Annotated in this window: 14 protein-coding genes and 1 pseudogene; 8 read left to right on the forward strand and 7 right to left on the reverse strand. The window is 46.1% G+C overall.

Annotated features, from left to right (window positions below):
* Positions 1 to 149: 149 nt before the first annotated feature.
* The gene (locus Q5H80_RS18950; RefSeq protein WP_304569638.1) at positions 150 to 1,109 is read left to right on the forward strand and encodes a peptidoglycan DD-metalloendopeptidase family protein; all 960 of its coding nucleotides are present in this window, start codon (positions 150 to 152) and stop codon (positions 1,107 to 1,109) included.
* 139 nt (positions 1,110 to 1,248) lie between these two features.
* Here Q5H80_RS18950 and Q5H80_RS18955 read toward each other — a convergent pair.
* Positions 1,249 to 1,442, reverse strand: a pseudogene (locus Q5H80_RS18955) (hypothetical protein); the annotation flags it as partial.
* Positions 1,443 to 1,516: 74 nt separating this feature from the next.
* On the reverse strand, positions 1,517 to 4,129 hold the full coding sequence (locus tag Q5H80_RS18960; protein ID WP_304569639.1) for a molybdopterin oxidoreductase family protein: 2,613 nt from the start codon (positions 4,127 to 4,129) through the stop codon (positions 1,517 to 1,519).
* 471 nt (positions 4,130 to 4,600) lie between these two features.
* Here Q5H80_RS18960 and nirB point away from each other — a divergent pair, with 471 nt between their 5' ends.
* The 4 genes from nirB to Q5H80_RS18980 all read left to right on the forward strand — a co-directional run bounded on the left by nirB (position 4,601) and on the right by Q5H80_RS18980 (position 11,239).
* Positions 4,601 to 7,183: a nitrite reductase large subunit NirB gene (gene nirB, locus Q5H80_RS18965; RefSeq protein WP_304569640.1), complete on the forward strand. Its 2,583-nt coding sequence runs from the start codon at positions 4,601 to 4,603 to the stop codon at positions 7,181 to 7,183.
* 140 nt (positions 7,184 to 7,323) lie between these two features.
* Positions 7,324 to 7,668: a nitrite reductase small subunit NirD gene (gene nirD, locus Q5H80_RS18970; protein ID WP_060981505.1), complete on the forward strand. Its 345-nt coding sequence runs from the start codon at positions 7,324 to 7,326 to the stop codon at positions 7,666 to 7,668.
* Between the two features lie 142 nt (positions 7,669 to 7,810).
* Entirely contained in the window at positions 7,811 to 9,280 is a 1,470-nt protein-coding gene (locus tag Q5H80_RS18975) for a NarK family nitrate/nitrite MFS transporter (RefSeq protein WP_304569641.1), read from the forward strand.
* Between the two features lie 168 nt (positions 9,281 to 9,448).
* Positions 9,449 to 11,239, forward strand: a complete 1,791-nt coding sequence (locus Q5H80_RS18980; protein ID WP_304569642.1) for a bifunctional protein-serine/threonine kinase/phosphatase — start codon at positions 9,449 to 9,451, stop codon at positions 11,237 to 11,239.
* A 24-nt stretch (positions 11,240 to 11,263) separates the two neighbouring features.
* On the opposite strand, the gene cra is transcribed toward Q5H80_RS18980, so the two are convergent.
* The gene (gene cra / locus Q5H80_RS18985; protein WP_304569643.1) at positions 11,264 to 12,268 is read right to left on the reverse strand and encodes a catabolite repressor/activator; all 1,005 of its coding nucleotides are present in this window, start codon (positions 12,266 to 12,268) and stop codon (positions 11,264 to 11,266) included.
* 373 nt (positions 12,269 to 12,641) lie between these two features.
* Between cra and fruB the strand changes: the two genes are divergently transcribed.
* The 3 genes from fruB to fruA are packed head-to-tail and all read left to right on the forward strand — an operon-like array spanning position 12,642 to position 16,538.
* The gene (gene fruB / locus Q5H80_RS18990) at positions 12,642 to 13,775 is read left to right on the forward strand and encodes a fused PTS fructose transporter subunit IIA/HPr protein (RefSeq protein ID WP_304569644.1); all 1,134 of its coding nucleotides are present in this window, start codon (positions 12,642 to 12,644) and stop codon (positions 13,773 to 13,775) included.
* Between the two features lie 9 nt (positions 13,776 to 13,784).
* A complete protein-coding gene (gene pfkB, locus Q5H80_RS18995) occupies positions 13,785 to 14,762 on the forward strand; it encodes a 1-phosphofructokinase (protein WP_304569645.1) in 978 nt (325 codons plus the stop codon).
* A gap of 15 nt (positions 14,763 to 14,777) precedes the next feature.
* The gene (gene fruA, locus Q5H80_RS19000; protein ID WP_304569646.1) at positions 14,778 to 16,538 is read left to right on the forward strand and encodes a PTS fructose transporter subunit IIBC; all 1,761 of its coding nucleotides are present in this window, start codon (positions 14,778 to 14,780) and stop codon (positions 16,536 to 16,538) included.
* A gap of 101 nt (positions 16,539 to 16,639) precedes the next feature.
* On the opposite strand, the gene Q5H80_RS19005 is transcribed toward fruA, so the two are convergent.
* The 4 genes from Q5H80_RS19005 to Q5H80_RS19020 form a co-directional block, all read right to left on the reverse strand.
* Entirely contained in the window at positions 16,640 to 17,572 is a 933-nt protein-coding gene (locus Q5H80_RS19005; protein ID WP_304570780.1) for a helix-turn-helix transcriptional regulator, read from the reverse strand.
* 97 nt (positions 17,573 to 17,669) lie between these two features.
* Positions 17,670 to 20,843, reverse strand: a complete 3,174-nt coding sequence (locus tag Q5H80_RS19010) for an efflux RND transporter permease subunit (protein WP_304569647.1) — start codon at positions 20,841 to 20,843, stop codon at positions 17,670 to 17,672.
* On the reverse strand, positions 20,840 to 22,015 hold the full coding sequence (locus Q5H80_RS19015; protein WP_304569648.1) for an efflux RND transporter periplasmic adaptor subunit: 1,176 nt from the start codon (positions 22,013 to 22,015) through the stop codon (positions 20,840 to 20,842). Before Q5H80_RS19015 ends, Q5H80_RS19010 begins: the two co-directional genes overlap by 4 nt.
* A complete protein-coding gene (locus Q5H80_RS19020; protein WP_304569649.1) occupies positions 22,005 to 22,892 on the reverse strand; it encodes an ABC transporter six-transmembrane domain-containing protein in 888 nt (295 codons plus the stop codon). The genes Q5H80_RS19015 and Q5H80_RS19020 overlap by 11 nt, the downstream gene beginning before the upstream one ends.
* Between the last annotated feature and the right edge of the window lie 65 nt (positions 22,893 to 22,957).

Here is a 22,957-nt window from a genome sequence, read left to right on the forward strand (position 1 = left end):
AGGTTTGTTTTTTGTCGGTCTAAAAAAACACCCTACACCTTTAACCAGTCGTTACGAAGGAATTAACTAAAACAACATGATAAAAAAATGAATAAATATTATGATCTAATCCCAACTTTCACCCATTAATTGAATTTTATTGATAGCTTATGTACTTTAAAAGAGAGCGACATTTAAGTCTAAACGCCTTAAAATCCGGTTATCTGATGATTTTAGTTGTCATCCCTATCGCTATATACCTAATTGTAAGCCATTCAAATACTAATAAAAAACAAGCTCCTAACGTAACTAGTTCCGAAAATCGTCCGACTATAATACCTGTTACTACATCTGAAATGGTTTCAGGTGTTGTTGAATATACTTTTATCAGTTCTGTACTATCTTCTGGTTTGACGAATAACGAATTAAAATCACTATTGAGTTTATTAGGAGACAATTTTGACATTATAAAATCAGTTAATAACGGTGATAAGTTCTCAATAAAAACCCAAAATAACGGAATCAATCAAGAATATGTCAGTGCTTTTTACTATTTAGGTAGTGATATAGAGTTTTTCGCAATGAGAGGAGCTGATGATAATATTTACAATGAAAATGGCTATAAATTAAACAATGACTATGTATTCCCTCTTCCTCTGCATTTTCGAGTGAGTTCACCGTTCGATTTAAACAGAAAACACCCAATAACTAACCGTATTACACCACATTTCGGAACAGATTACGCGACCCCTATTGGTACAAAAATTCGTTCACTGTCAGATGGCGTTGTTTTGAAGTCTCGCTATAACCGTTTTGCCGGAAATTACCTAACCATAAAGCATACTGATGGAAACTACGCACGCTACCTGCACCTCTCAGAAAGACATGTTTTGACTGGGGATTTTATAACAAAAGGTCAGATAATCGGTTTGACTGGCAATTCAGGTAGAACAACGGGACCTCACTTACACTTAGAGTTGTCGGTTGCAGGAGTCCCAGTAAACTTTGAACAATATATCAACTCAGAGAAGGGCCATAGCAACCAATTCATATACATAGCTCAAACAGAACATAAACAACTAAAAAGAAAACTTGTTCAATTTATCCAATCAAATCAACCCTCAACATAGGCTTCATCCTGTTATAGCACTTAGTTTCCTTGTTTAGTCGAATCGACCTAATACGATTTAACATTCTAGAAAGACAACCGATTGTTTAAGTTTGACATTTTCAATTGCGAATTATTTTTCTCTGTCGCTGATTTTCGCATCTTTTTGACGGCATTACGTCCTCCATAGGTTTTATGGTTCATATAACGATAACTGTCGTGTAGCAGCAGCGACACCGACTTTGTCAGCTAACTTAAGCGCTTCGACTTTGAATTCATAAGCATGTTTGATTCGTGTTTTCTTGTTGTCATTGTACTCACTTAACTCAGTGCCCCAAACTGCTGGTCCGGACATTGTATTCTCAAATAAAAGCACCGACGTAATTGTCGGCGCTTAACTTTAAGTATGAATAGGTTAGAGGTAGTCAGCTACTTCGCCATAGTACTCAAGAACTCGGCTTCGAACTCTTCATCGGCTACTCGGGTTAGGCATTCCACCAGCCAATCGATGCTTTGATGGTCGAGCTTACTGTTCACTACGAACGCTTGCTTCACACCAAATTGATCCAGCTTGGCAGACCCGTAGTTCTTGAATGACTTATTACCGTGGTAATGGAGTGATTTAATCGCTTCTGTATTGGGTTCAGGCAAGGCATCGAGGGTGTTGGCAAGCTGGATCACCAACTCCATCGGGTTCTTAGATGATGAGATGCGATACAGAAAACCTCCCTCCACTCTTTGGCGAACCCAATAATCAAAGCCACTGCAATCCATCACTTTGTCGCTGACCAATGCGGCTTCACTGCGGTAGCCACACGGCTCTACGACAACAGGTGTGTGTTTGAATTCTGGTTGGCCTGATGCCGCATCGGTATGAGGTAAGATTAAGTCGCACGGTTTGCTGTCTTTAGCGGTCGGTGCATTCCAGTGAATTGGCATGAAGACTTGTTCGCGGCGCATCTCTTTGGTCACTACTAAGCGGGCTTTGCACTCCCCTTGTGCACTGCGCACTTTCACTACAGGATTAATAGTGGCGTGGTTGAAAGCATCTAAGCCAAATTCATCTAAGCCGAACTTTTCTAAACCAAGTGCAGCGACCGTATCTGGGTGCATGGCAACAAAAGGTTCGGGAGTATGTTCACCTAAGCCAGCAGCCAAGCCAGTTCGGCTCATGGTGTGCCATTGATCTCGGATTCGCCCTGTGTTCATGATGAGCGGAAATTCGATACTGGTATCGGCAATCGGCTTATCGTGTTCAACCGCAATAAACTGCGCCTTGCCAGATTCAGTAAAGAACTCGCCATTGGTGAACATGCGCTGTTCAATGATCTCTGGTTGATACTCAAGTACTGGCCACTGCTGTGGAGTCAGCTCGCCATAGCCTTTTTCGTCCAGTTTAGTTAATCCAATTAAGCACAAATCACGCGCTTTGCCCGTTTCATTACCGAGCGCTGTCATCTCGCTATACTCTTTGAAGATCTCGCCTTCGTGGCGGAAGTCAAACTGCTCTTTGAATCCCATTTTTTGCGCGACTTCTTTTAATATCCACCAATCAGGTTTAGCTTCTCCTGGGCTTGGTAATATGCGGCGCTGACGTGAGATTCGACGCTCAGAGTTAGTCACGGTGCCGGACTTTTCACTCCACCCCTGCGCAGGCAACACCACATCAGCCAAACGTGTGGTTTCCGTATCGGCAATGCAGTCCGACACCACCACAAACGGGCACTTTTCTAGTGCGGTTTTGATTTTCTCGCTATCAGGCAAACTCACGACTGGGTTGGTTGCCATGATCCACACAGCTTTTATCTTGCCCTCATTCATGGCATCAAACAGGTCGATCGCTTTCAACCCTGCATGTGTGGCTAAGCTGTCGGTCTGCCAAAATTCGCTCACGGTTTGGTGTGATTGTGGATCACCAAATTCAAAGTGTGCCGCTAAGGTATTGGCTAAGCCGCCTACTTCACGCCCACCCATCGCGTTCGGTTGGCCTGTGACAGAGAATGGTCCCATGCCCGGCTTACCGATTTTGCCAGTCGCTAAGTGGCAGTTAATAATGGCGTTTACCTTGTCGCACCCTTGTGTGGATTGGTTTACACCTTGGGAATAAATAGTCAGTACCTTCTCGTTAGATGCAAACCACTGGTAGAACTGTTCGAGTTGCTGCTCAGTAAGCCCGGTCAGTTTAGGAACGCTTTTGTCGCCGTTATTTGATTCGGTATAGTCTGATTCGGTATAACGGTAATCTGTGGCGGTTCGTATCGCTTCAGTAAAACCTTGGGTGTGTTTTTCAATGTAATCAGAGTCGATTTTGTCGTTGTCATCTAAGTAGGCTAATAAACCATTGAACAGCGCCACGTCTGAGCCTGACTCCAATGCCAAGTGTATGTCAGCAATTTCACAGGTGTCGGTGTAACGCGGGTCTATGACGATCACTTTCATTTCTGGGTTGGCTTGCTTGGCAGCACGTAAGCGCTGGAAAAGAACCGGGTGACACCAAGCGAGGTTTGAGCCAGTGATGACGACCACTTCTGCTTGCTCGAGGTCTTCATAGCAAACTGGTACTGTGTCTGCACCAAATGCACGCTTATGCCCAACCACAGTTGAAGCCATACAAAGGCGAGAATTACTGTCGATATTGCCGCTACCGATGAAGCCTTTCATCAGTTTATTGGCAACATAATAGTCTTCAGTAAGCAGCTGACCAGAAACATAAAACGCGACCGAATCGGCTCCAAATTCTTCGATCGTTTGATTGAATTTGTCTGCGACTAACTGAGTTGCACTGTTCCAATCCAGCTCTTGTTTTTGGTCATTCTGAATATGAGCTGGTTGTGTAAGACGACCTAAAGGCGTGACGGTGTCGCCAAGCGCAATCCCTTTAGTACATAGCTTTCCGTAATTTGACGGGTGGTCTTTATCACCACGTACTTCTAGTTTTCCTAGCGATGTCGGTCTCGCTTCTATTCCGCACCCCACACCGCAATAAGCACAGGTCGATTTTATCCAGCCGCTGTTTGAATCGGTCATCCGTTTCTCGCTCAATTATCCATAATTGTAATAACTTGAACCAAGCAAATAACACGCCACTTAACACCAATTGTCTAACTTGGAAAATTAACCATACAAAACAATAACTTAATAAATAGAGAAATATCAACAATGAATCCAGAAGAACTTAATCAAGATGGAAACTTAATTTTTGCACCACCTTGTAGAAAGTTGCACCACAAATGCTCATTTATGCCAATCTAACAAAAAATCAACACACCACTTTAGGGGTAATTGCGTGCCACCATGGAATTTTAAGAGCTTGAATTTTATATGTTAATTTTTATTTAAATGAACAAATCACAATCTGGCACCCTCCTTGCTCCACTAAAAACCAAGACTTAGAAAAAACATTTTTGTTTTTCTTGATGATTATGAATTGAGTGGAATCTCAACCCGGCATTCACTGCTAACGACTAGAAATTAGATGCTAGTAATGATGAAGCCGAGAATAAGGAATGGATTATGAGCAAGAAGAAAATCGTCGTTGTTGGTAACGGCATGGTTGGACACAAATTTATCGACAACATCCTGCAATCAGAGAGTGATGAGTTTGATGTGATTACTTTTAGCGAAGAGCCAAGGCTAGCGTACGACCGTGTTCAGTTAACCGCTTACTTTAATGGTAAAACCGCTGATGACTTGTCATTAACCAGTGAAGAGTATTACCAAAGCAACGGCGTGAACTACTTGTTGAACCAGAAGGTAGCCAAGCTAGACACAGCTAATCAACAAGTCATCACTGAGAGCGGTCATGTTGAAAGTTACGACAAGCTAATCTTGGCGACGGGCTCTTTCCCTTTTGTTCCTCCTATTCCCGGTAACGACCAAGAACACTGTCACGTTTATCGTACTATCGAAGACTTAGACGCCATCGAGCTTTCAAGCAAGGGCAGCAAATCTGGCGTAGTCATTGGTGGTGGTCTGCTTGGCTTAGAAGCCGCAAACGCAGTCAAAAACCTTGGCTTAGAAACCCATGTGGTTGAATTCGCACCTCGCCTAATGGCCGTTCAATTAGATGACGGTGGCGGTGCCCTACTAAGACGAAAAATTGAAGACCTTGGTGTGCAAGTTCATACCGAGAAAGCCACATCTGAAATAGTGGCAGGTGAAACCTCTCGCTACCGCATGAACTTCGCGGATGGCACCCATTTAGAAACCGATATGATCGTATTCTCTGCAGGTATTCGCCCTCAAGATGAGCTAGCAAGAAGCTCTGATATCGAGATTGGCGAACGTGGCGGTATTGTCATCAACAATCACTGTCAGACCAACATCGATAACGTCTACGCCATTGGTGAATGTGCTCTTTGGGACAACAAGCTCTTCGGCTTAGTGGCACCCGGTTATTCCATGGCAAAAATCGCGGCTTCGCATATTGTCTCTGACGGCACTGACGAGTCTGAATTCACTGGCGCAGACATGAGCACCAAGCTCAAACTGCTTGGTGTCGATGTGGCCAGTATTGGTGAAGTACACGGCAAGACGGAAGGCGCTCAATCGTATACCTATAACGATGAAATCGAACAAGTTTATAAGCGCCTGATCATCTCAGCTGACGGTACAAAGATTGTCGGTGCAGTATTGGTTGGTGATGCAGAAGCCTATGGCTCGCTACTGCAAATCAAGCAAAACGATATGCCACTACCAGAGAACCCATCGGTACTGATTTTACCTAACTTGGCGGATGATTCAGGTTCGGCAATGGGTGTCGAAGCTCTGCCAGACAGTGCTGTGATCTGTTCATGTTTTGATGTGACCAAAGGCGACATTAAAGACGCGGTATCTGCTGGCTGCACCACCATGGCAGCACTGAAAGAAACCACCAATGCCTCAACCGGTTGTGGCGGTTGTTCTGCTCTTGCTAAACAGGTTCTGGATAGTGAGCTAAGTAACCTAGGTGTTGAAGTCTCTAACGATATTTGTGAGCACTTTGCTTATTCTCGCCAAGAACTCACTGACATCATCCGCGTCAACAAAATTAAGACCTTTGATGAGCTGTTAGATTCTCACGGCAACGGTCTAGGTTGTACCGTATGTAAACCAGCGGTCGGTTCAATTTTGGCTTCTTACTGGAATGATTACATCCTCGAAGATCAACACATTGAACTGCAAGACACCAACGACATCTACCTCGGCAACATGCAAAAAGATGGCACCTATTCTGTAGTACCGCGTATTGCTGGCGGTGAAATCACACCAGATAAGTTAATCGTGCTTGGCGAAGTCGCTAAAGAGTTCGACCTGTATACCAAAATCACAGGCGGTCAACGTGTCGACTTGTTTGGCGCACAACTAAACGAACTGCCAATCATCTGGAAAAAGCTGATCGATGCAGGTTTTGAAACTGGCCACGCCTACGGTAAATCGGTTCGTACCGTGAAATCGTGTGTCGGTAGCACTTGGTGCCGATACGGTGTCGACGACAGTGTTGGCTTAGCGATTCGACTTGAGAACCGCTACAAAGGCTTACGCTCGCCACACAAGATCAAGTTTGCGGTTTCTGGCTGTACTCGTGAATGTGCAGAAGCGCAATCGAAAGACATTGGTGTTATCGCAACCGACAAAGGTTGGAACCTCTACATCTGTGGTAACGGCGGTATGCGCCCTCGCCATGCAGACCTATTCGCCACTGATTTGGACGAAACCACACTGCTTCAATACATCGACCGCGTTTTGATGTTCTACACACGCACCGCAGACCGCCTACAACGTACATCGGTATGGATGGAGAACCTTGAAGGCGGCATTGAATACCTCAAGCAAGTCGTGATTGAAGACAAGCTAAATGTTGCTGAAGAACTCGAAGCGGACATCGCACTCAACATCGAGAAATACCAGTGTGAATGGAAAACCACCATTGAAAACCCTGAAAAGATGAAGCGCTTCCAGCACTACATCAACAGTGAAGAAATGGACACTAGCCTGTCATTCATCAAAGAGCGAGAGCAACGTTTTCCTAAGCCAAGTTTGAGTGATTCTTCGAATGCAAAACGCGATGAAAAGCTGACTAAAGCAGACCAAATCGAAGTCACGGAAGTTTCATAAGCCTCATTGACGAGTGAGTGAATCCGTAACAACTAAACCCAATATAGATAGTCGGCAGTGGCGCAGCCCAAGAAAACAGCTGCCGGCTATCACCCTAATTAAATTAATGATTAGTTTTATATTTAGATCAGGAGAAAGTCATGGAAAATTGGACAACCGTATGCAGCACACGCGACCTAACTCCAAACGGGGGGATCTGCGCAAAAGTAGACGACAACCAAGTGGCTATTTTTTACTGCAAACGCAGCGACACGCTTTATGGGCTCTCTAATTTCGACCCTATCGGCAAGGCGAATGTGATGTCACGTGGTATTATTGGCTCACTAAGCGGAGAGCCTTACGTGGCCTCGCCCTTATACAAGCAGCATTACCACTTAGAGACTGGCGAATGTCTAGAGCAACCCGAGCTCAAGCTCGTGAAATTTGAAGTTCGCAAGCTAGGAGAACAAGTTCAAGTTCTCGCGCCGCTTGCTATTGCCAGTTAACTAAACCGCCGACACCATCATGCAAACGCTTATCGGCGTGAGCAATTTCGGCATAGGTTTTAGCCACATTAATGCGTTCGAGTTTCAGAAGTAACGCAGATGCTAAAACCGGGTAATTTTCCAGATTTAAAGGATTTAAACCATGGATAACACTAAGTTTTCGCTGCTTTCATTTACGGGTAAGATGAAAACCTTACACCTAAGTTGGATGGCCTTTTTCATAACCTTTGTTGTGTGGTTCAACTTTGCCCCACTACTGCAAATGGTAAAAACATCACTTGGTCTTTCTACTGAGGAGATCAAAACACTCCTGATTCTCAACGTTGCATTAACCATTCCGGCGCGTGTCGCAATTGGTATGTTGACCGACAGGTATGGCCCAAGATTAGTCTACTCTTCACTACTCGCTGTCTGTTCAATCCCTTGTTTTATGTTTGCTATGGCAGACTCTTTCATTCAAGCGGCGATTGCACGTTTCCTATTAGGTTTCATCGGTGCAGGTTTCGTTGTCGGTATTCGTCTTGTGTCTGAGTGGTTCCCACACAATGAACTGGGTACGGCAGAAGGTATTTACGGCGGCTGGGGTAACTTCGGTTCTGCAGCAGCGGCGTTTACACTTCCAACTCTAGCCCTAGCGTTTGGTGGTGAAGACGGCTGGCGTTATGCGGTCGGTATTACGGGTGTAATGAGCCTATTGTTCTCAGTGGTGTTCTACAAAAACGTATCCGACACACCAAAAGGTTCTACCTACTTCAAGCCTGCTCAAGTAACAGCAATGGAAGTGACATCAAAGGGTGACTTTTTCTTCCTACTTATTATGAAGATCCCAATGTACGCGGCACTGGCTCTGCTGGCTTGGAAACTGTCTCCATCAGGTATTGGCATGTTGTCTGACATGGCGATTTACGCTGTATATGCAAGTTTAGCTGCGCTGTATGTATACGAAGTTTCGCAAGTTTGGAAAGTAAACAAGAACGTATTTAAAGAAGAAGTGCCTGAAATTCACCAATATAAATTCAAGCAAGTCGCAGTGTTAAACGTGTTGTATTTCGCAACCTTTGGCTCAGAACTCGCCGTCGTTTCTATGTTACCGCTATTCTTTTCGGAGACGTTTGAATTAACGCCCGTTCTTGCGGGTATGGTCGCTTCGGCTTATGCCTTCATGAACCTGATGTCTCGCCCAGGTGGCGGTTGGATTTCTGACAAGTTTGGTCGAAAACCAACGCTACTGATTCTAACGGCAGGTTTAGCTGTGGGTTACTTCGCAATGGGTCAGGTAGAGAGCACATGGCCAGTATGGTTAGCGGTTGTTGCGGCAATGGCATGTTCATTCTTCGTACAAGCGGGGGAAGGTGCGGTGTTTGCAACAGTGCCACTGATTAAACGTCGTATGACAGGCCAAATCGCAGGTATGACTGGCGCTTACGGTAACGTTGGTGCGGTGGTTTACCTTACCGTATTGTCATTCGTGAGCTATCAAACATTCTTCTTAGTGATTGCTGCGACAGCGGTTCTTGGCTTTGTGACTCTGTTCTTTATGGAAGAACCAAACGGGCAAATCGCTGAAGTAAACGACGATGGCAGTGTCACGCTGATCAATGTTTCGAGTTAGTCCCAGCACTAATATGAAACACTGAATTATTGAATCGGGAGTGGTACTAAGGTGTGTTTCACCACTTTGGTACTGCGTTCAAAGGCTCTAGGTTCACTAGGGCTTTTGTTCTTCCTAGGATGTTCTCTCAAGGACGTGAGAGAAAACCAATTAAGAAGAAGAGCACTTATGACAATTTCATTCAACCAAGGGCAAGTCGTCACGCCAGAATCTAATAACCAGTTAACGCTCAAGTTTGGTGGTTATTCGAATAAAGGCATCCGTGATGAAAACCAAGACGCCATCATTGTAAAACACCCTAAAACTCGCGCGGAGCAAGAGTTGAAAGGCAGTGTTGCCTGCATAGCAGACGGCGCAAGTTGCAGTGAACACGGCCAGAAAGCCAGCCACACCAGCGTGATGCAGTTTATCGACGACTATTACGCAACGCCACAAAGTTGGAGCATTCAGCGCTCGGCTCAGAAAGTCTTAAAGTCACTCAACTCTTGGCTCTTCAATACCTCTGTTTCTAATATTCATTCCGCACAACAAGTTAACCACAACGCCCTAGTTTCGACTTTCAGCAGCGTGATATTAAAATCAAACACCGCGCATTTATTCCATGTGGGTGACAGCCGTATCTACTTATTAAGAAATGGTGAATTGCGCCAACTGACCCGCGACCATACTCGCAAGAATATGGGGCAGAAGCATTACCTAACACGCGCCTTAGGCATGGACAACCAACTCAACGTTGACTATCAGACACTTCCCATCAAGAAAAACGACTGCTTTATACTGACATCTGATGGCGTACACGAGTTTGTCTCTCCCAACACGTTCAAGGAACATATCGACAAACCCGGCGTTGATTTCGAACACGCTGCACAAACGATCTGTAATACCGCTTTAAGTCACAACAGTTCAGACAACGTAAGCTGCTTGATTGTGCAAGTTAACCACCTACCTAAGCCTTCGCTCATTGAATTCCATGAAAAACTGGCTAAACGTGCCATCCCACCCGCTTTAAAACTCGGGCAAAGTATCGACAACTTTATGGTACTTGATGTGTTGTATGCAGGCACTAGAAGCCATGTGTATCGTGTGATGCAGAAAGAGACACAAACCGAGTTCGTGTTGAAAGTCCCTTCTGTTCAATATCACGATAGTCCTTCGCAACTCCGAGCGTTCTTTAATGAACAATGGGCGGGGCTCTTGCTACACAACAAGAAAATCATGAAGGTTTACCCAACGCCAGAGCACTCGCAATTCTTATATCAAATCTGCGAATGGGTCGAAGGCATCACGCTAAGACAATGGATGTACGATAATCCAAAACCGTCACTAAACGAAGTGCGCGAAATCTTAGAAAAGATCACGCAAGGTATTCGAGTATTACAACGCGCTGACATGGTGCACCGAGACTTAAAGCCCGAGAACATCATGATTCAACGTGATGGTGAGATTAAAATCATCGACCTTGGTGCGGTGCTAGTGAGAGGCCTTGAAGAGGGAGAGCTCACCGACAAGGACGACACACCATTAGGCGCGGTCAATTATATTGCTCCAGAAACCATCAAGCACAATACGGCGACCACAAGTTCAGATTTGTTCTCTATCGCAGTGATCGGCTATGAGATGCTCACGGGTACATTGCCCTACTCTGAGATGACCGCACAATCGCTTAATCAATCTCGTCACCATCGATGGGAATATCAACCGATCACACAAAAGCGGTCTGACTTACCAAGTTGGGTGGATTTGGTGTTACAAAAAGCCTGTGCGGAATCGCCAAGCGAACGTCATCAAGTGTTGGGGGATTTTGTCGCTGACCTTTACACACCGAACCAAAGCTTGGTAAAAAGCAAAGCCAAGCAACCTTTGATAAACCGAAACCCAATCCAGTTTTGGAAAGTGTTGGCCTTGTTGCTCGGCATTGTTGCCATTGTAGAGTTTGGCTTATTGCTTAATTCTAACTAGACCTAAAGTTCTAGCTAACCGCGTTTAGCCTCGTTTTACTAAGCTTCTTGGCACTAACTCAATGCCAGCTTGATAACGTTTAGCTGATGCGTTCAAAGCAAGTGCAAAGGCACTATCGGCAATGACTTCGAATTGCTGTGGTAGCGAGTGGACTTTAAAGGGTAAGAAATCCAATAAGCGGTTATCACCAAAGGTTGCCAGTTTTACTTGCTTGATCAGTTCAGGCTTTTCGACCATTACATCCAGCACACCTTCTAACAAGGTGTAAGACATAGTGACGATCGCATCGGGCACCGTGCCTTTGGCAATCCAACCCTCAAAAATCTCACGTCCTGATTCTCTGTCAAAGTGCTCACCATAACCCACAACCATCGGCTTGTTTTCTGTTAGTCCTATTTGTTGAGTATGTGCTTTGTTTGCTGCTTCAAAACCCAAGTGACGTTCACGTGAAATGTTCAGATCTGGTAGTGCGCCGATTAAGCCAACACTATGAATGCTGTCATCAAGAATCGAGTGAGTCAGTTCAAATGCGGCTTCAAAATCTTCACTGAGTACGCAAGCAAAGTGCTCATCATCTAACGGACGGTCAATTGCGATCACTGGCGTTCCTGAGTTTTGCAGCTTTAAGTAGAACTCGTTGGCGTCTGGCATTGAGCTCGCAACCAGCAAGGCATCAATACGACGACTTACCAAAGCTTCAGCCACTTTTCGTTCGGTTTCAGCATCATCATCAGAACAACCAATCAATATCTGGTAGCCCACTTTGCGTGAATTCTGCTCTATCAATTTTGCCAAACGCGCGTAACTGCTGTTTTCCAGATCCGGAATAATCAAACCAAATGAACGGCTATTACCAGCGCGCAACGACGAAGCGGCGTGGTCTGGACGGTAATTATACTCTTCTACAACCGCCATGACTTTCTGTTGAGTCTTTTCACTGATTCTGTATTTCTGCGCCTTGCCGTTGATGACATAACTGGCCGTGGTTTTCGATACTCCAGCCAATTTAGCAATTTCATCAAGTGTCATATGGGTGACCTGTATTTTGTGCGTAGGATCATATAACCAATGATCTGATCCTCGGATTAGTTGAATTATATGCTGAATCGATTCAGTATAAAAGCTGAAAGGATTCAGCAAAATCTGAAAAGTGACTTCAATCATCCTTTTGAATGGATTGAGCGTCATTTGTTGTGATTCAACTTCTCGTTATTAACGAAACTGAAATTACGACACGCAGCAAAACTATTTTGAAAACCAAAATCGGCTTTGCTGAATTTTTTTACACTGAATGCTGAACCGATTCAGCAAGCATAAGGCAAAGAGTTAAGCTCCATGAATCTTGCTCTAGACTGAATCGTAGCGATACACAAATTCTCAAGCGATACGCTAAAGAGGCACCATGCTTAAATTATCAAAATCTGACATCACTCTTGGTCAAAAGGCCGATGACAAATTCAAAGCAATCCAACACATTGCTGGCGACCTTACCGCGAAAGGCTTAGTTGACTCTGGCTACGTTGAAGGAATGCTGAACCGTGAAAACCAGAACTCTACGTTCCTAGGTAACGGCATCGCGATTCCTCACGGAACGACTGACACTCGCAACCTAGTAAAAAAGACAGGCGTAGCGGTACACCACTTCCCTGAAGGTATTGATTGGGCAGACGGCAACCGTGTTTACGTAGCAATTGGTATTGCAGCTAAATCTGACGAGCACTTAGGCATTCTTAAGCAGCTAACGAAAGTGCTAGCGGCTGACGGTGTTGAAGAGAAATTAAAGCAAGCGAAATCAGAAGACGAAGTCATCGCCCTACTTAACGGCGAAGTTCAGCTAGAAGCAGACCTAGATGCTTCTTTGGTTCAGCTACTGTTCCCTGCAAGCGACATGGTTCAAATGTCGGCAGTTGCAGGCGGCCTACTTAAGAACACAGGTTGCACAGACAACGCATTCGTTGCCGACCTAGTAACAAAAACACCAACTCACCTAGGCCAAGGCCTGTGGTTGTTGGGCAGCGATAAAGGCGTAACTCGCACTGGCGTATCGTTTGTTTCAACAGCAAACCATTGTGAGTATGAAGGCACACCAGTGAAAGCATTGGTCGCATTCGCAGCTTGCAACAGCGCGCACCAATCTATTCTGGCAAACCTAAGCAAGATGGTTTTCGAAGGTAAACAGCAACAACTGTTAACTGCTGACGTTGCACAAGTGATTGGCCTTCTAAAAGGTGAAGCGGTTTCTACAGCTTCTCAAGACGATGACAACTGCGCAGTATTCAAAATCAAAAACGCACACGGCCTACACGCTCGCCCGGGTGCAATGCTGGTAGCAGAAGCGAAGAAATTCGAATCAACTATCCGCGTTTCAAACCTAGATGGTGACGGAAAAGAAGTGAACGCGAAGAGCTTGATGAAAGTGATCGCACTTGGCGTTAAACACGGCCACCAGCTTCAGTTTGTTGCTGAAGGTGAAGATGCAGCACAAGCACTTGAATCGATTGGCAAAGCTATCGCTTCAGGCCTTGGCGAAGGTTAAGGAAGCGATATGTCTGATAAACAAATCAAAGCCGTTACCGTTACGCTAAACCCTGCCCTAGACCTGACTGGCGCTATCGACGCACTTAACGTGGGTTCAGTTAGCTTGGTGAACAAAAGCTCACTGCATGCAGCGGGTAAAGGCGTGAACGTAGCAAAAGTACTTTCAGAGCTTGGTGCTAAAGTCACCGTAACAGGTTTTCTTGGTCGAAATAACGAAGAACCGTTCTGCCAACTGTTCGAACAGATGGGCGCAACTGACCGCTTTATTCGTGTCGACGGCGCAACTCGCATCAACGTGAAGTTAGTAGAAGAAAGTGGTCAAGTTAGCGATATTAACTTCCCTGGAGTAGCGGTAACACCGATTGCCATCGAGCAGTTTGAGCGCACTCTATTTGGGTTAGCTGAAGACCACGAATATTTCGTGATTGCTGGCAGCTTACCTCAAGGCGTTTCACCTATGTTATGCGCATCGTGGATTCAGAAACTTCACGATATGGGCAAGAAAGTATTGTTCGACAGCAGCCGAGATGCACTTAAGGCAGGGCTCGATGCACAACCATGGCTAATCAAGCCAAACGATGAAGAGCTGTCTCAGCTATTCAACGCAGAACTGACCACACGCGACCAATGCCAGCACGCAGGCCAAGCCCTAAGTGAAAAAGGCATCGATAACATCGTGGTATCACTTGGCGCTGAAGGTGTGATGTGGCTTAACCAAGATGAATGGTTACATGCTCAACCACCGCGCATGCAAGTAGTAAGCACAGTAGGTGCAGGTGACACACTAGTCGCAGGCCTATGTTGGGGTCACATGCAACAGATGCCAAAACCAGAACTTATTAAATTCGCAACCGCCCTATCTGCTCTAGCAGTTTCACAGGTAGGCGTGGGCGTAACCAGCCAACAAGAGCTGGATTCAGTACGACAAAATATCCAATTACAGGCGCTTAGTGCTCCAACTAGCCAGTTAGACACAAGTAAATAGGACAAAGGGATTATTATGAATATTACCATCATCACAGCTTGCCCAAGTGGCGTAGCAAACAGCATCATCGCAGCAGGCTTATTAGAGCAAGCTTCAAAAACACTGGGTTGGAACGCCGCTATTGAATGTCAATCTAGCGTATTACCTGACTCTCCAGTATCACAAGACACCATCGACAGCAGCGACGTTGTGGTTATTGCTGCCAACACAAACGTTGATAAAGCGCGTTTTGTCGGCAAAAAAGTGTACCAAGCGACTATTTCTGAATGCACAGCAGATGCAAAAGCATTCCTAGAGAAAGCGGTAGCAGAAGCAACCGTTCTAGATGCTTCTCAAGTTGAAGATTCTATCCAAGTTACTGCCACCTCAACAAACTCTTCTACAACAGCAAGCACAGGCAACAAGAAGATCGTAGCGATTACCGCTTGCCCTACTGGCGTTGCACACACCTTTATGGCAGCTGAGGCACTTGAAGCAGAAGGCAAACGCCTAGGTCATCAGATCAAAGTGGAAACTCGCGGCTCTGTAGGTGCGAAAAACCAACTGACAGACCAAGAAATCGCAGACGCTGATCTTGTTATCATCGCAGCAGACATCGATGTGCCTCTGGATCGCTTTAACGGCAAAGCACTATACAAAACGACAACGGGTCCTGCGCTTAAGAAAACAAAGCAAGAGATGGAAAAAGCGTTCGCTGAAGCTAAGCCATACCAGCACACAGCGTCTTCAAATTCAGCTCCTACTGATGAGAAGAAAGGTGTGTACAAGCACCTAATGACAGGTGTATCTCACATGCTTCCTGTGGTTGTTGCCGGTGGTTTGATCATCGCATTGTCTTTCGTATTTGGTATCGAAGCGTTTAAAGAAGAAGGCACATTAGCAGCAGCATTGATGACTATCGGTGGTGGTTCTGCATTCGCACTGATGATTCCTGTTCTTGCTGGTTTCATTGCATTCTCAATTGCTGACCGTCCGGGTCTGGCTCCAGGTCTAATTGGCGGTATGCTGGCTAGCTCAACAGGCGCAGGTTTCCTAGGTGGTATCGCAGCGGGTTTCATTGCGGGTTACGCAGCGAAATTCATTGCCGACAAGGTTCAACTTCCACAATCGATGGAAGCCCTCAAACCGATTCTGATCATTCCGTTTATCGCGAGTTTGTTCACTGGTTTGGTCATGATTTACATCGTTGGTGGTCCAGTTTCAGGCGTGATGAGCGCAATGACAGACTTCCTGAACAACATGGGAACATCTAATGCGATTCTTCTGGGTGTGATTCTAGGCGCAATGATGTGTTTCGACCTTGGTGGTCCAGTAAACAAAGCGGCTTACACGTTCGGTGTTGGTCTATTGGCTTCACAAACTTACGCACCAATGGCAGCAATCATGGCTGCAGGTATGGTTCCGGCTCTAGGTATGGGTCTTGCGACTTTCCTAGTGAAAGACAAGTTTGAAGCAGGCGAGCGCGAAGCAGGTAAAGCATCATTCGTTCTTGGCCTATGTTTCATCTCTGAAGGTGCAATCCCATTCGCAGCGAAAGACCCAATGCGTGTTATCCCAGCATGTATGGCAGGTGGCGCACTAACTGGTGCTCTATCAATGCTATTCGGTGCACAACTTATGGCTCCACACGGCGGCTTGTTCGTACTACTAATCCCTGGAGCTATCTCTCCCGTTCTTATGTACCTAGTCGCGATTGCAGCGGGTACAGCGGTAACAGGTTTTGGTTACGCAGCTCTTAAAAAGATGAGCAGCTCAAAAGTGGCTGCAGAAGCTTAATCCCCCCAACTCTGTTCAACAGCTAAGCCTGATGAACAGAGGCTCTTGATAAACTGTTCCTTGAAACAGAGCAAAGGCTCCTCATTTGAGGAGCCTTTTTATTATTCGCTATCTTGCGTGGTTAAAACCGGCAACTGAAAGGAGAATGTTACTCCTTCTACATCGTCATCATCTATATGGCAAATCATCTCCACCAAATAGCCGTTCACGTCTAACTGTAAGCCTTGTTGCTTAACCGCATTAAACAACGCTTCTAAAGCCGTGCTGTAAGCGACATCCGACACCAGATAAACATCGCTACACAAGTAGTATCCTTCTGGAATGGTCATATCGTAACGCTCTTTGGCGACTTGCCAGTTGCCGATTTCAGCGTCTATGTCGTCCCACTTGTTTCTCATTTGCTTAATCGGTGTTGTGCCCATGAGTTGTGTCGACTTCTGACCGTACATCTCAAACGCGGTATCCCAGTCAGGATCGTCTAATTTGAGCTTCTGCATTCCGCGCTCTGGATACCAAACCAATTCTGTCGGCATCGACTTAACCAGTTCTTTTTCCATCGAAGACTGCACACCCGGATGCGCCAATCTTTGGATAAAATCGGCCGTTTCCTTTGGGGTCGCGTTGTAACCCATTTCTCGAATGTGCTTTGCGGTCACCCCTAACTCACGCTTGAGCGCCTTGCCTAGCGACTGTGACGATGAGAATCCACAATACTGCGCTATTTCAATGACGCTCCATGGCTCGTCATTGATCAACAGGCTAACAGCAATCTGTAGACGTATTCGACTCAGGTATTGACCCGGCGTTTCATTAAACAGCTCAGTAAACTGACGATGGAAGTGGTATGGCGAAATCGCACTCTCGGTCGCTATCTCTTCCCAAGTACGACGCTCACCCCACTCTTCATGCATTAAGTTAAGCGCATGGCTAAAGCGTTTTTGAAGGTGTTCTGGTAAAGATTCAACCAACGCAATCTCAGGCACCAGTTTAAAACCAGGTACTGAGTGATAGTCAGGCTTGCTCTGTTGCGTCATACGGTCTTTGTTCTCCGGCATAAAAGCTCTTGTATCTGTCGTCTTGATTGAATTCGGTGCTTGGCTTCACTATCGTCTTTGTCCTTTATAAAATCAATCATGAGCGCTCCAAAGTGAGCTGTGCTGATAAATGTGGTTCTTGTTCGACCGGCTCTTTTTCAATTAGATCTTCAACTTGAGGCGGTTTTCGGCAAAACAAACCAAGCAACACAGGTATCAAAATCAGCGTTACCGCAGTGGCGAACAGTTCACCAAACACCAACGACACCGCCGCAGGCTTTAAGTATTGTGCTTGTTCCGCAGTTTCGCTTAGTAACGGCAACAACCCACACACAGTGGTTATCGTGGTTAAGAAGATCGCTCTCAATCGGCTGGTGCCCGCAATCACCAACGCTTTCTGTAATGGCACGCCTTGGCGATATTCAGCATTAAAACGCGTGATCAACACCAACGAGTCGTTAATCACGATCCCCGTCATGGCCATCATTCCGAACATCGAAAGAATGCTGATCGGCAAGTCCATCAAGTAATGACCAAAAATCGCGCCTGCGAATCCAAACGGTATTACCGCCATGATGATCATTGGTTGCCAGTAGGATTTCAAAGGCACTGCCAACAAGATGTAGATCATCAGCAGAGTCAGAATCATTGCTGATTTAAAGCCATCCGACACTTCCCCTATCTCTTCAAACTCGCCACCCGCTTTGATCGTCACACTTGGGTATTGTAGGCGCAGAGATTCAATCGTCTCTTCGAGCTGTTCTAGTGTCTTCTCTGGTGATTGCAGATCTCGGTTTTGCTTCCAATAGAGGTTGATCACTTGCTCTCGGTCACGGCGGTAAACCACTTGCGGCTCTTGCTCGTGACGGAACTCAGCGATATCTCCAATCATTACACTGCCACCGTTCGGCAACATTATAATGGCTTGTTGTAGCTGAGCTAAGGTTCTGCGCTCATCTCTTGGGTATTGCAGCAGCACCTTGGTCTCTTGTCCGTTTTCTAATAGGCGATGAACTTCCCTTTCGCCAAACGCTTCTCCGGCAAGCTGTGCCAGCTTCGCTTGAGTTAATCCAAGCTGCTGACCATATTGATTCAGCACTAAGCGAACTTGTGGTAAACCATCCTGACCATCATCGTAAACATCCGAAACGCCTTTTAAGGACGCTAGGGTATCTGCTAGCTGTTCACTCACACGAGAAGCCAACTCACGATCGTTGGAAGAGATCGTTAAGAATGTGCCACCAGCTGGCTCTTCTGCTGCGCTGAATTTGGCCGAGTAAGCCCCTTCAATTTGCCCAGTACTTTCTCGCCATCGCTTCAGCAGTAAGTTACCCGGCAATAAGCTTAAAGATTCATTAGTAAGTTCGGCAGTGACTTCAATCTCACCATAGCCATCTGACCATGCGAGTAGGTTTACCACGGGCTTTCCTTGTAATGGGTAATCTTCCATTAAGCCCTTCTCAACCTTTGTCATCGCTTGCTCTACTTGCAGCAAAGCTTGGCGCTGCAGTGGCAACGGCGCACCGTCTTCTAACTCAATAACCGCTGTGATGTAACGCCCCGGAATTTCAGGGAACAGAGCACTTCGAATCGCCCCATTTGACCACATGCCATAAGCCAATGAGATGACCGCTACAAACCCAAGCAAAGATGCCACTTTGTAGCCAAGTGCAAACTCCAATACTGGCTTATAGATGTTGAGATTGAACCACTGCAAACCGCCTTGAGCCGCATTCTGAACCTTGGCAAAAATACTGGTAGATGGCTTTTTCACAGAAAGCTGAGCCAAGTGTGACGGTAGAATAAATTTGCTTTCAATCAGTGAGAAGATCAAAGCGAAGATCACCACTGCCGAAAACCCAGCAAGTACTTTAGCTAACTCATTGTTAATCCATAGCATTGGAGAGAACGCTGCGATGGTTGTCAGCACACCAAACACGGTTGCCACCGACACGGAATGCACGCCCTGCCAAGCGGCTGTCTTTCCGTTTATATTAGAGGAGCCGTTTAGCTTTGAAGTACCGGGGTGACCCGCATTGCCAGTCCGTTTGTCGTATATCGCTTCCCCGACGACAACCGCATCATCGACCAACACACCAAGTACCAAGATAAAGCCAAACAAGGTAATGTCGTTGATGCTGTAGTTAAAAAGCTGCATTGCCGCTAGCGTTCCTGTGAGCGCAATCGGTATCCCCATCGCGACCCAAAACGCGAGTCTAATCTCAAGAAATATCCCAAGTAAGATCAATACAATTAGCAAGCCTTGCCAGGCATTTTCACTCAAACGAAACAGCTGTTCTTCAATGTAAGGCGCCATATCAGCCATGGTATTCAGCTCAATATCCGAAGGCAGAATCGCTCGTTGCGCATCCAGTGTTTCGCTGATTGCCTCACTGATTTTAAGCAGGTTATCGGTTTGGCTAGTACTGACTAGTAAAGCGATGGCGTTAGAGCCGTTGTTACGCACGATAGAGCCGCTGTATTGGTAGCCACGGGTTAGCTTGGCGATGTCTCCCAAGTGTATTTTTCCGTTACTTCCCGAAATTACGACAAGCTGATTGAGCTTCTGTAAATCATCGGCATAACCGTCACCACGAATTACCATTCGGCCTTTGTCACTTATTAGCTCACCGCTACGAGACTCAAGTGAACGCTGCTCAACTAAACCTACCAGCTCTTCCAAGCTAAGCCCTAACGCTTTCAGTTGATCTGGGTCTGGCTCGATAACCAACTGAGGCATTCGAGTTCCCCAATTTGATACCTTTGATATTTGAGCGTTCTTCTTCAGCGCTTGTTCGAGCTGCTTAGCGATAGGTTGTAATTCGTCATCGGTTCTTGGACCTGACACCACAACAAACGCAGCTAAGTTGGTAAATTCATTTCGCACCACTTGCGGTCTTTCTGCTTGCACGGGAAAGCCGTTGATAGCGTTAACTTGGTTACGAATGTCATCCAACAGCTTGTCTAAATCTGTACTGCTGGTTTTACGTACCACGACTCGTGACATTCCAGCACTCGACTGGCTGGTGATCTGTTTGATGCCAGCAATCCCGCTGATCGACTCTTCGATTCGTTGAGTCACACTCTCATCGATCTGTTGTGCAGTACCGCCAGGATAAGCCACAGTAATGCTGATTGAGGATGGTGCAATTTGCGGAAACGACTCGACACGCAGCTGACCAAAAGCCAGTACGCCACTGATAACGATCGCCATCATCAACAAATTGGCAGCGACTGGATTATTAATGAACCATTTTGTCATCCAACTCATTGGTTTGATTCCTTAACCTGTGCTGAATCAGATTGGCCAGCGAGCATGGCTTCAGAATGGATTTCATTGAATCTAGGCGCGACTTGTTTACCAATTAACATTGAAGAAAGCGGATATTGCACCACGCGACGAGCCTTATCACTTCGATCATTGAACCGAATATCAAGCTCTTTACTGCCTTGCCCTATAAGCGTTACCGACTCTTTTCGTAAACGATCTTCTGAGTCTAACGTCCACACATACCCGTCTCTCGTCATCGCGCTCAGAGGTACGCTAACTACTTCACCTTGTAGACCAAGGTTAACCACAGCCTGAACCTGCTGATTAGGGAAAAGCCTAGGCTTGTTTTGGTATGGATTTTCAACCGAGAGCACCACTTGCCTTTGACGAGTCACCGAATCGACTTCCGGAGACACATAACGCACTTTCGCGGGCCATTGGTTCCCAGAACGACTCACGACACGAATACTTGGCTTAACCAAGGCAACTTGCACTTGTTGCCAGTGCATTTCAGAGATTGGAAGCTCGATATCAATCGAATCACTGGCGGCTAACTCAAAGGTCACTTGCCCCGCCTCTACCCACTCTCTTGGGCTAATGTGGCGCTTCATGACGACCGCATCAAAAGGCGCGGTGATCACCGACTCTTCCACTAGCTTCTTCGCACTGACATAAGCTTGATTGGCTTGTTGCAGGTTGGCTTTCGCTGCAAGCACTTGGGGTTCTCTGCGCGCAAAGGACGAACTTGTTTTTGGGTTAAGCATTTTTAGAGCGACGGTTTGTTCATGCTTAGCCTGTTTCAATTCCAGCTCCGCTTGCTTTAACGCACTTAACGCTTGCGCCAAGTTCGCATCAACAGCGCTGCTATCTAGCCTCGCCAACACATCGCCCTTATTCACTAATTGTCCCGGTTCGATGCTTTCATTCAGCCATTTTAGTTGCGCACTACTCGAGGCTTTCAGTTGAATTGGCCAACGAGCAGCGGTTAAGCCTAGTACCGTTAACGTCGATTCGTGCTGCGAAGGTGTCACCTCCAATACAGAAACCGGTGCCAGTACTGCTTGTTTCTTCACAGGTTCCGCTGCCTCGGGTTCCAATTCATCGACAACAACCAAGGCGACAAAGATAGCCGCACAACCGACTAACACCGAAAGTGGCTTTTTAAACTTCATAAGGCATCTCCTTGGTAGCCTGTTGGACAGAGGTATGATTGAGTCGCTGACTGATTTCAGTAAGGCGAGAAAGGGTTTGCAGCGTAATTGGCAACATCACTGCAGTTTCAACAAACTCCAATGAATAGGTAACGATAGAGAACACTTGCCCTGCAGTCGGCTCGATAAGCTGACTCACCATCCACAAGTTGCCCACGACTGCGCCAAACAGAACGGTAAAGATCAGTCCGTAAACAATTGCCTCAGTGTCTGAAAGCTTGATTTCACACTGTTTAAGTAGCTCAAAGTGCCAACGAAGCGCAGACAAACGAACACCGCTCAACAGTTGAACCTGCTGTTCAACTTGATCGTTAAATTGGCCATTGAGGCGAGTAAAGGTTCGGTGAAACAAACCATAGATCGCGAGCATCGACAGCCCAGCAAACAACATGCAAAGCGCCAATGACAAATGGAATGCAGAAAGAATCACCACAGTCGCAACAAGCTGCACCACTGCCGTCATCAAAGCGGGTAAATCGTCTTCTAAGAAATCGACTAGCTCACGTGACATGGTGAGTCGAGCATCTTTGGTTGATACAGATAAGCCACGTAGGTTTCGCTCCACGATATTCGCCAGTTTTACACGAATCGCCCCATAGACACGGGTATCGTAGAAACGACGAACAACGCTGAGAATTACCAGTACAAAGAGGATCAGTGCCAGCATCATCAAAGGCTGGAAGCTTTGGTTTAACACGCCGTCGATGGCGTAACCAATAAACAGCGGCAGCAGAATAAGCATCACGTTTTCAGCCAAAACCATTAACCAAGTCGCAGCGACCTTTAATGGGTTAAGCCGAATAATCGTCAGCAGAGAGATGGGATGTTTGAATAGCATTATTGAGCCCATAAATGAATATGGCGTCAGTATTACCAATTCGGCATGGGAAAAAGTGTCCCAGA

The organism is Vibrio sp. SNU_ST1, from assembly GCF_030563405.1.
Lineage (GTDB): Bacteria > Pseudomonadota > Gammaproteobacteria > Enterobacterales > Vibrionaceae > Vibrio.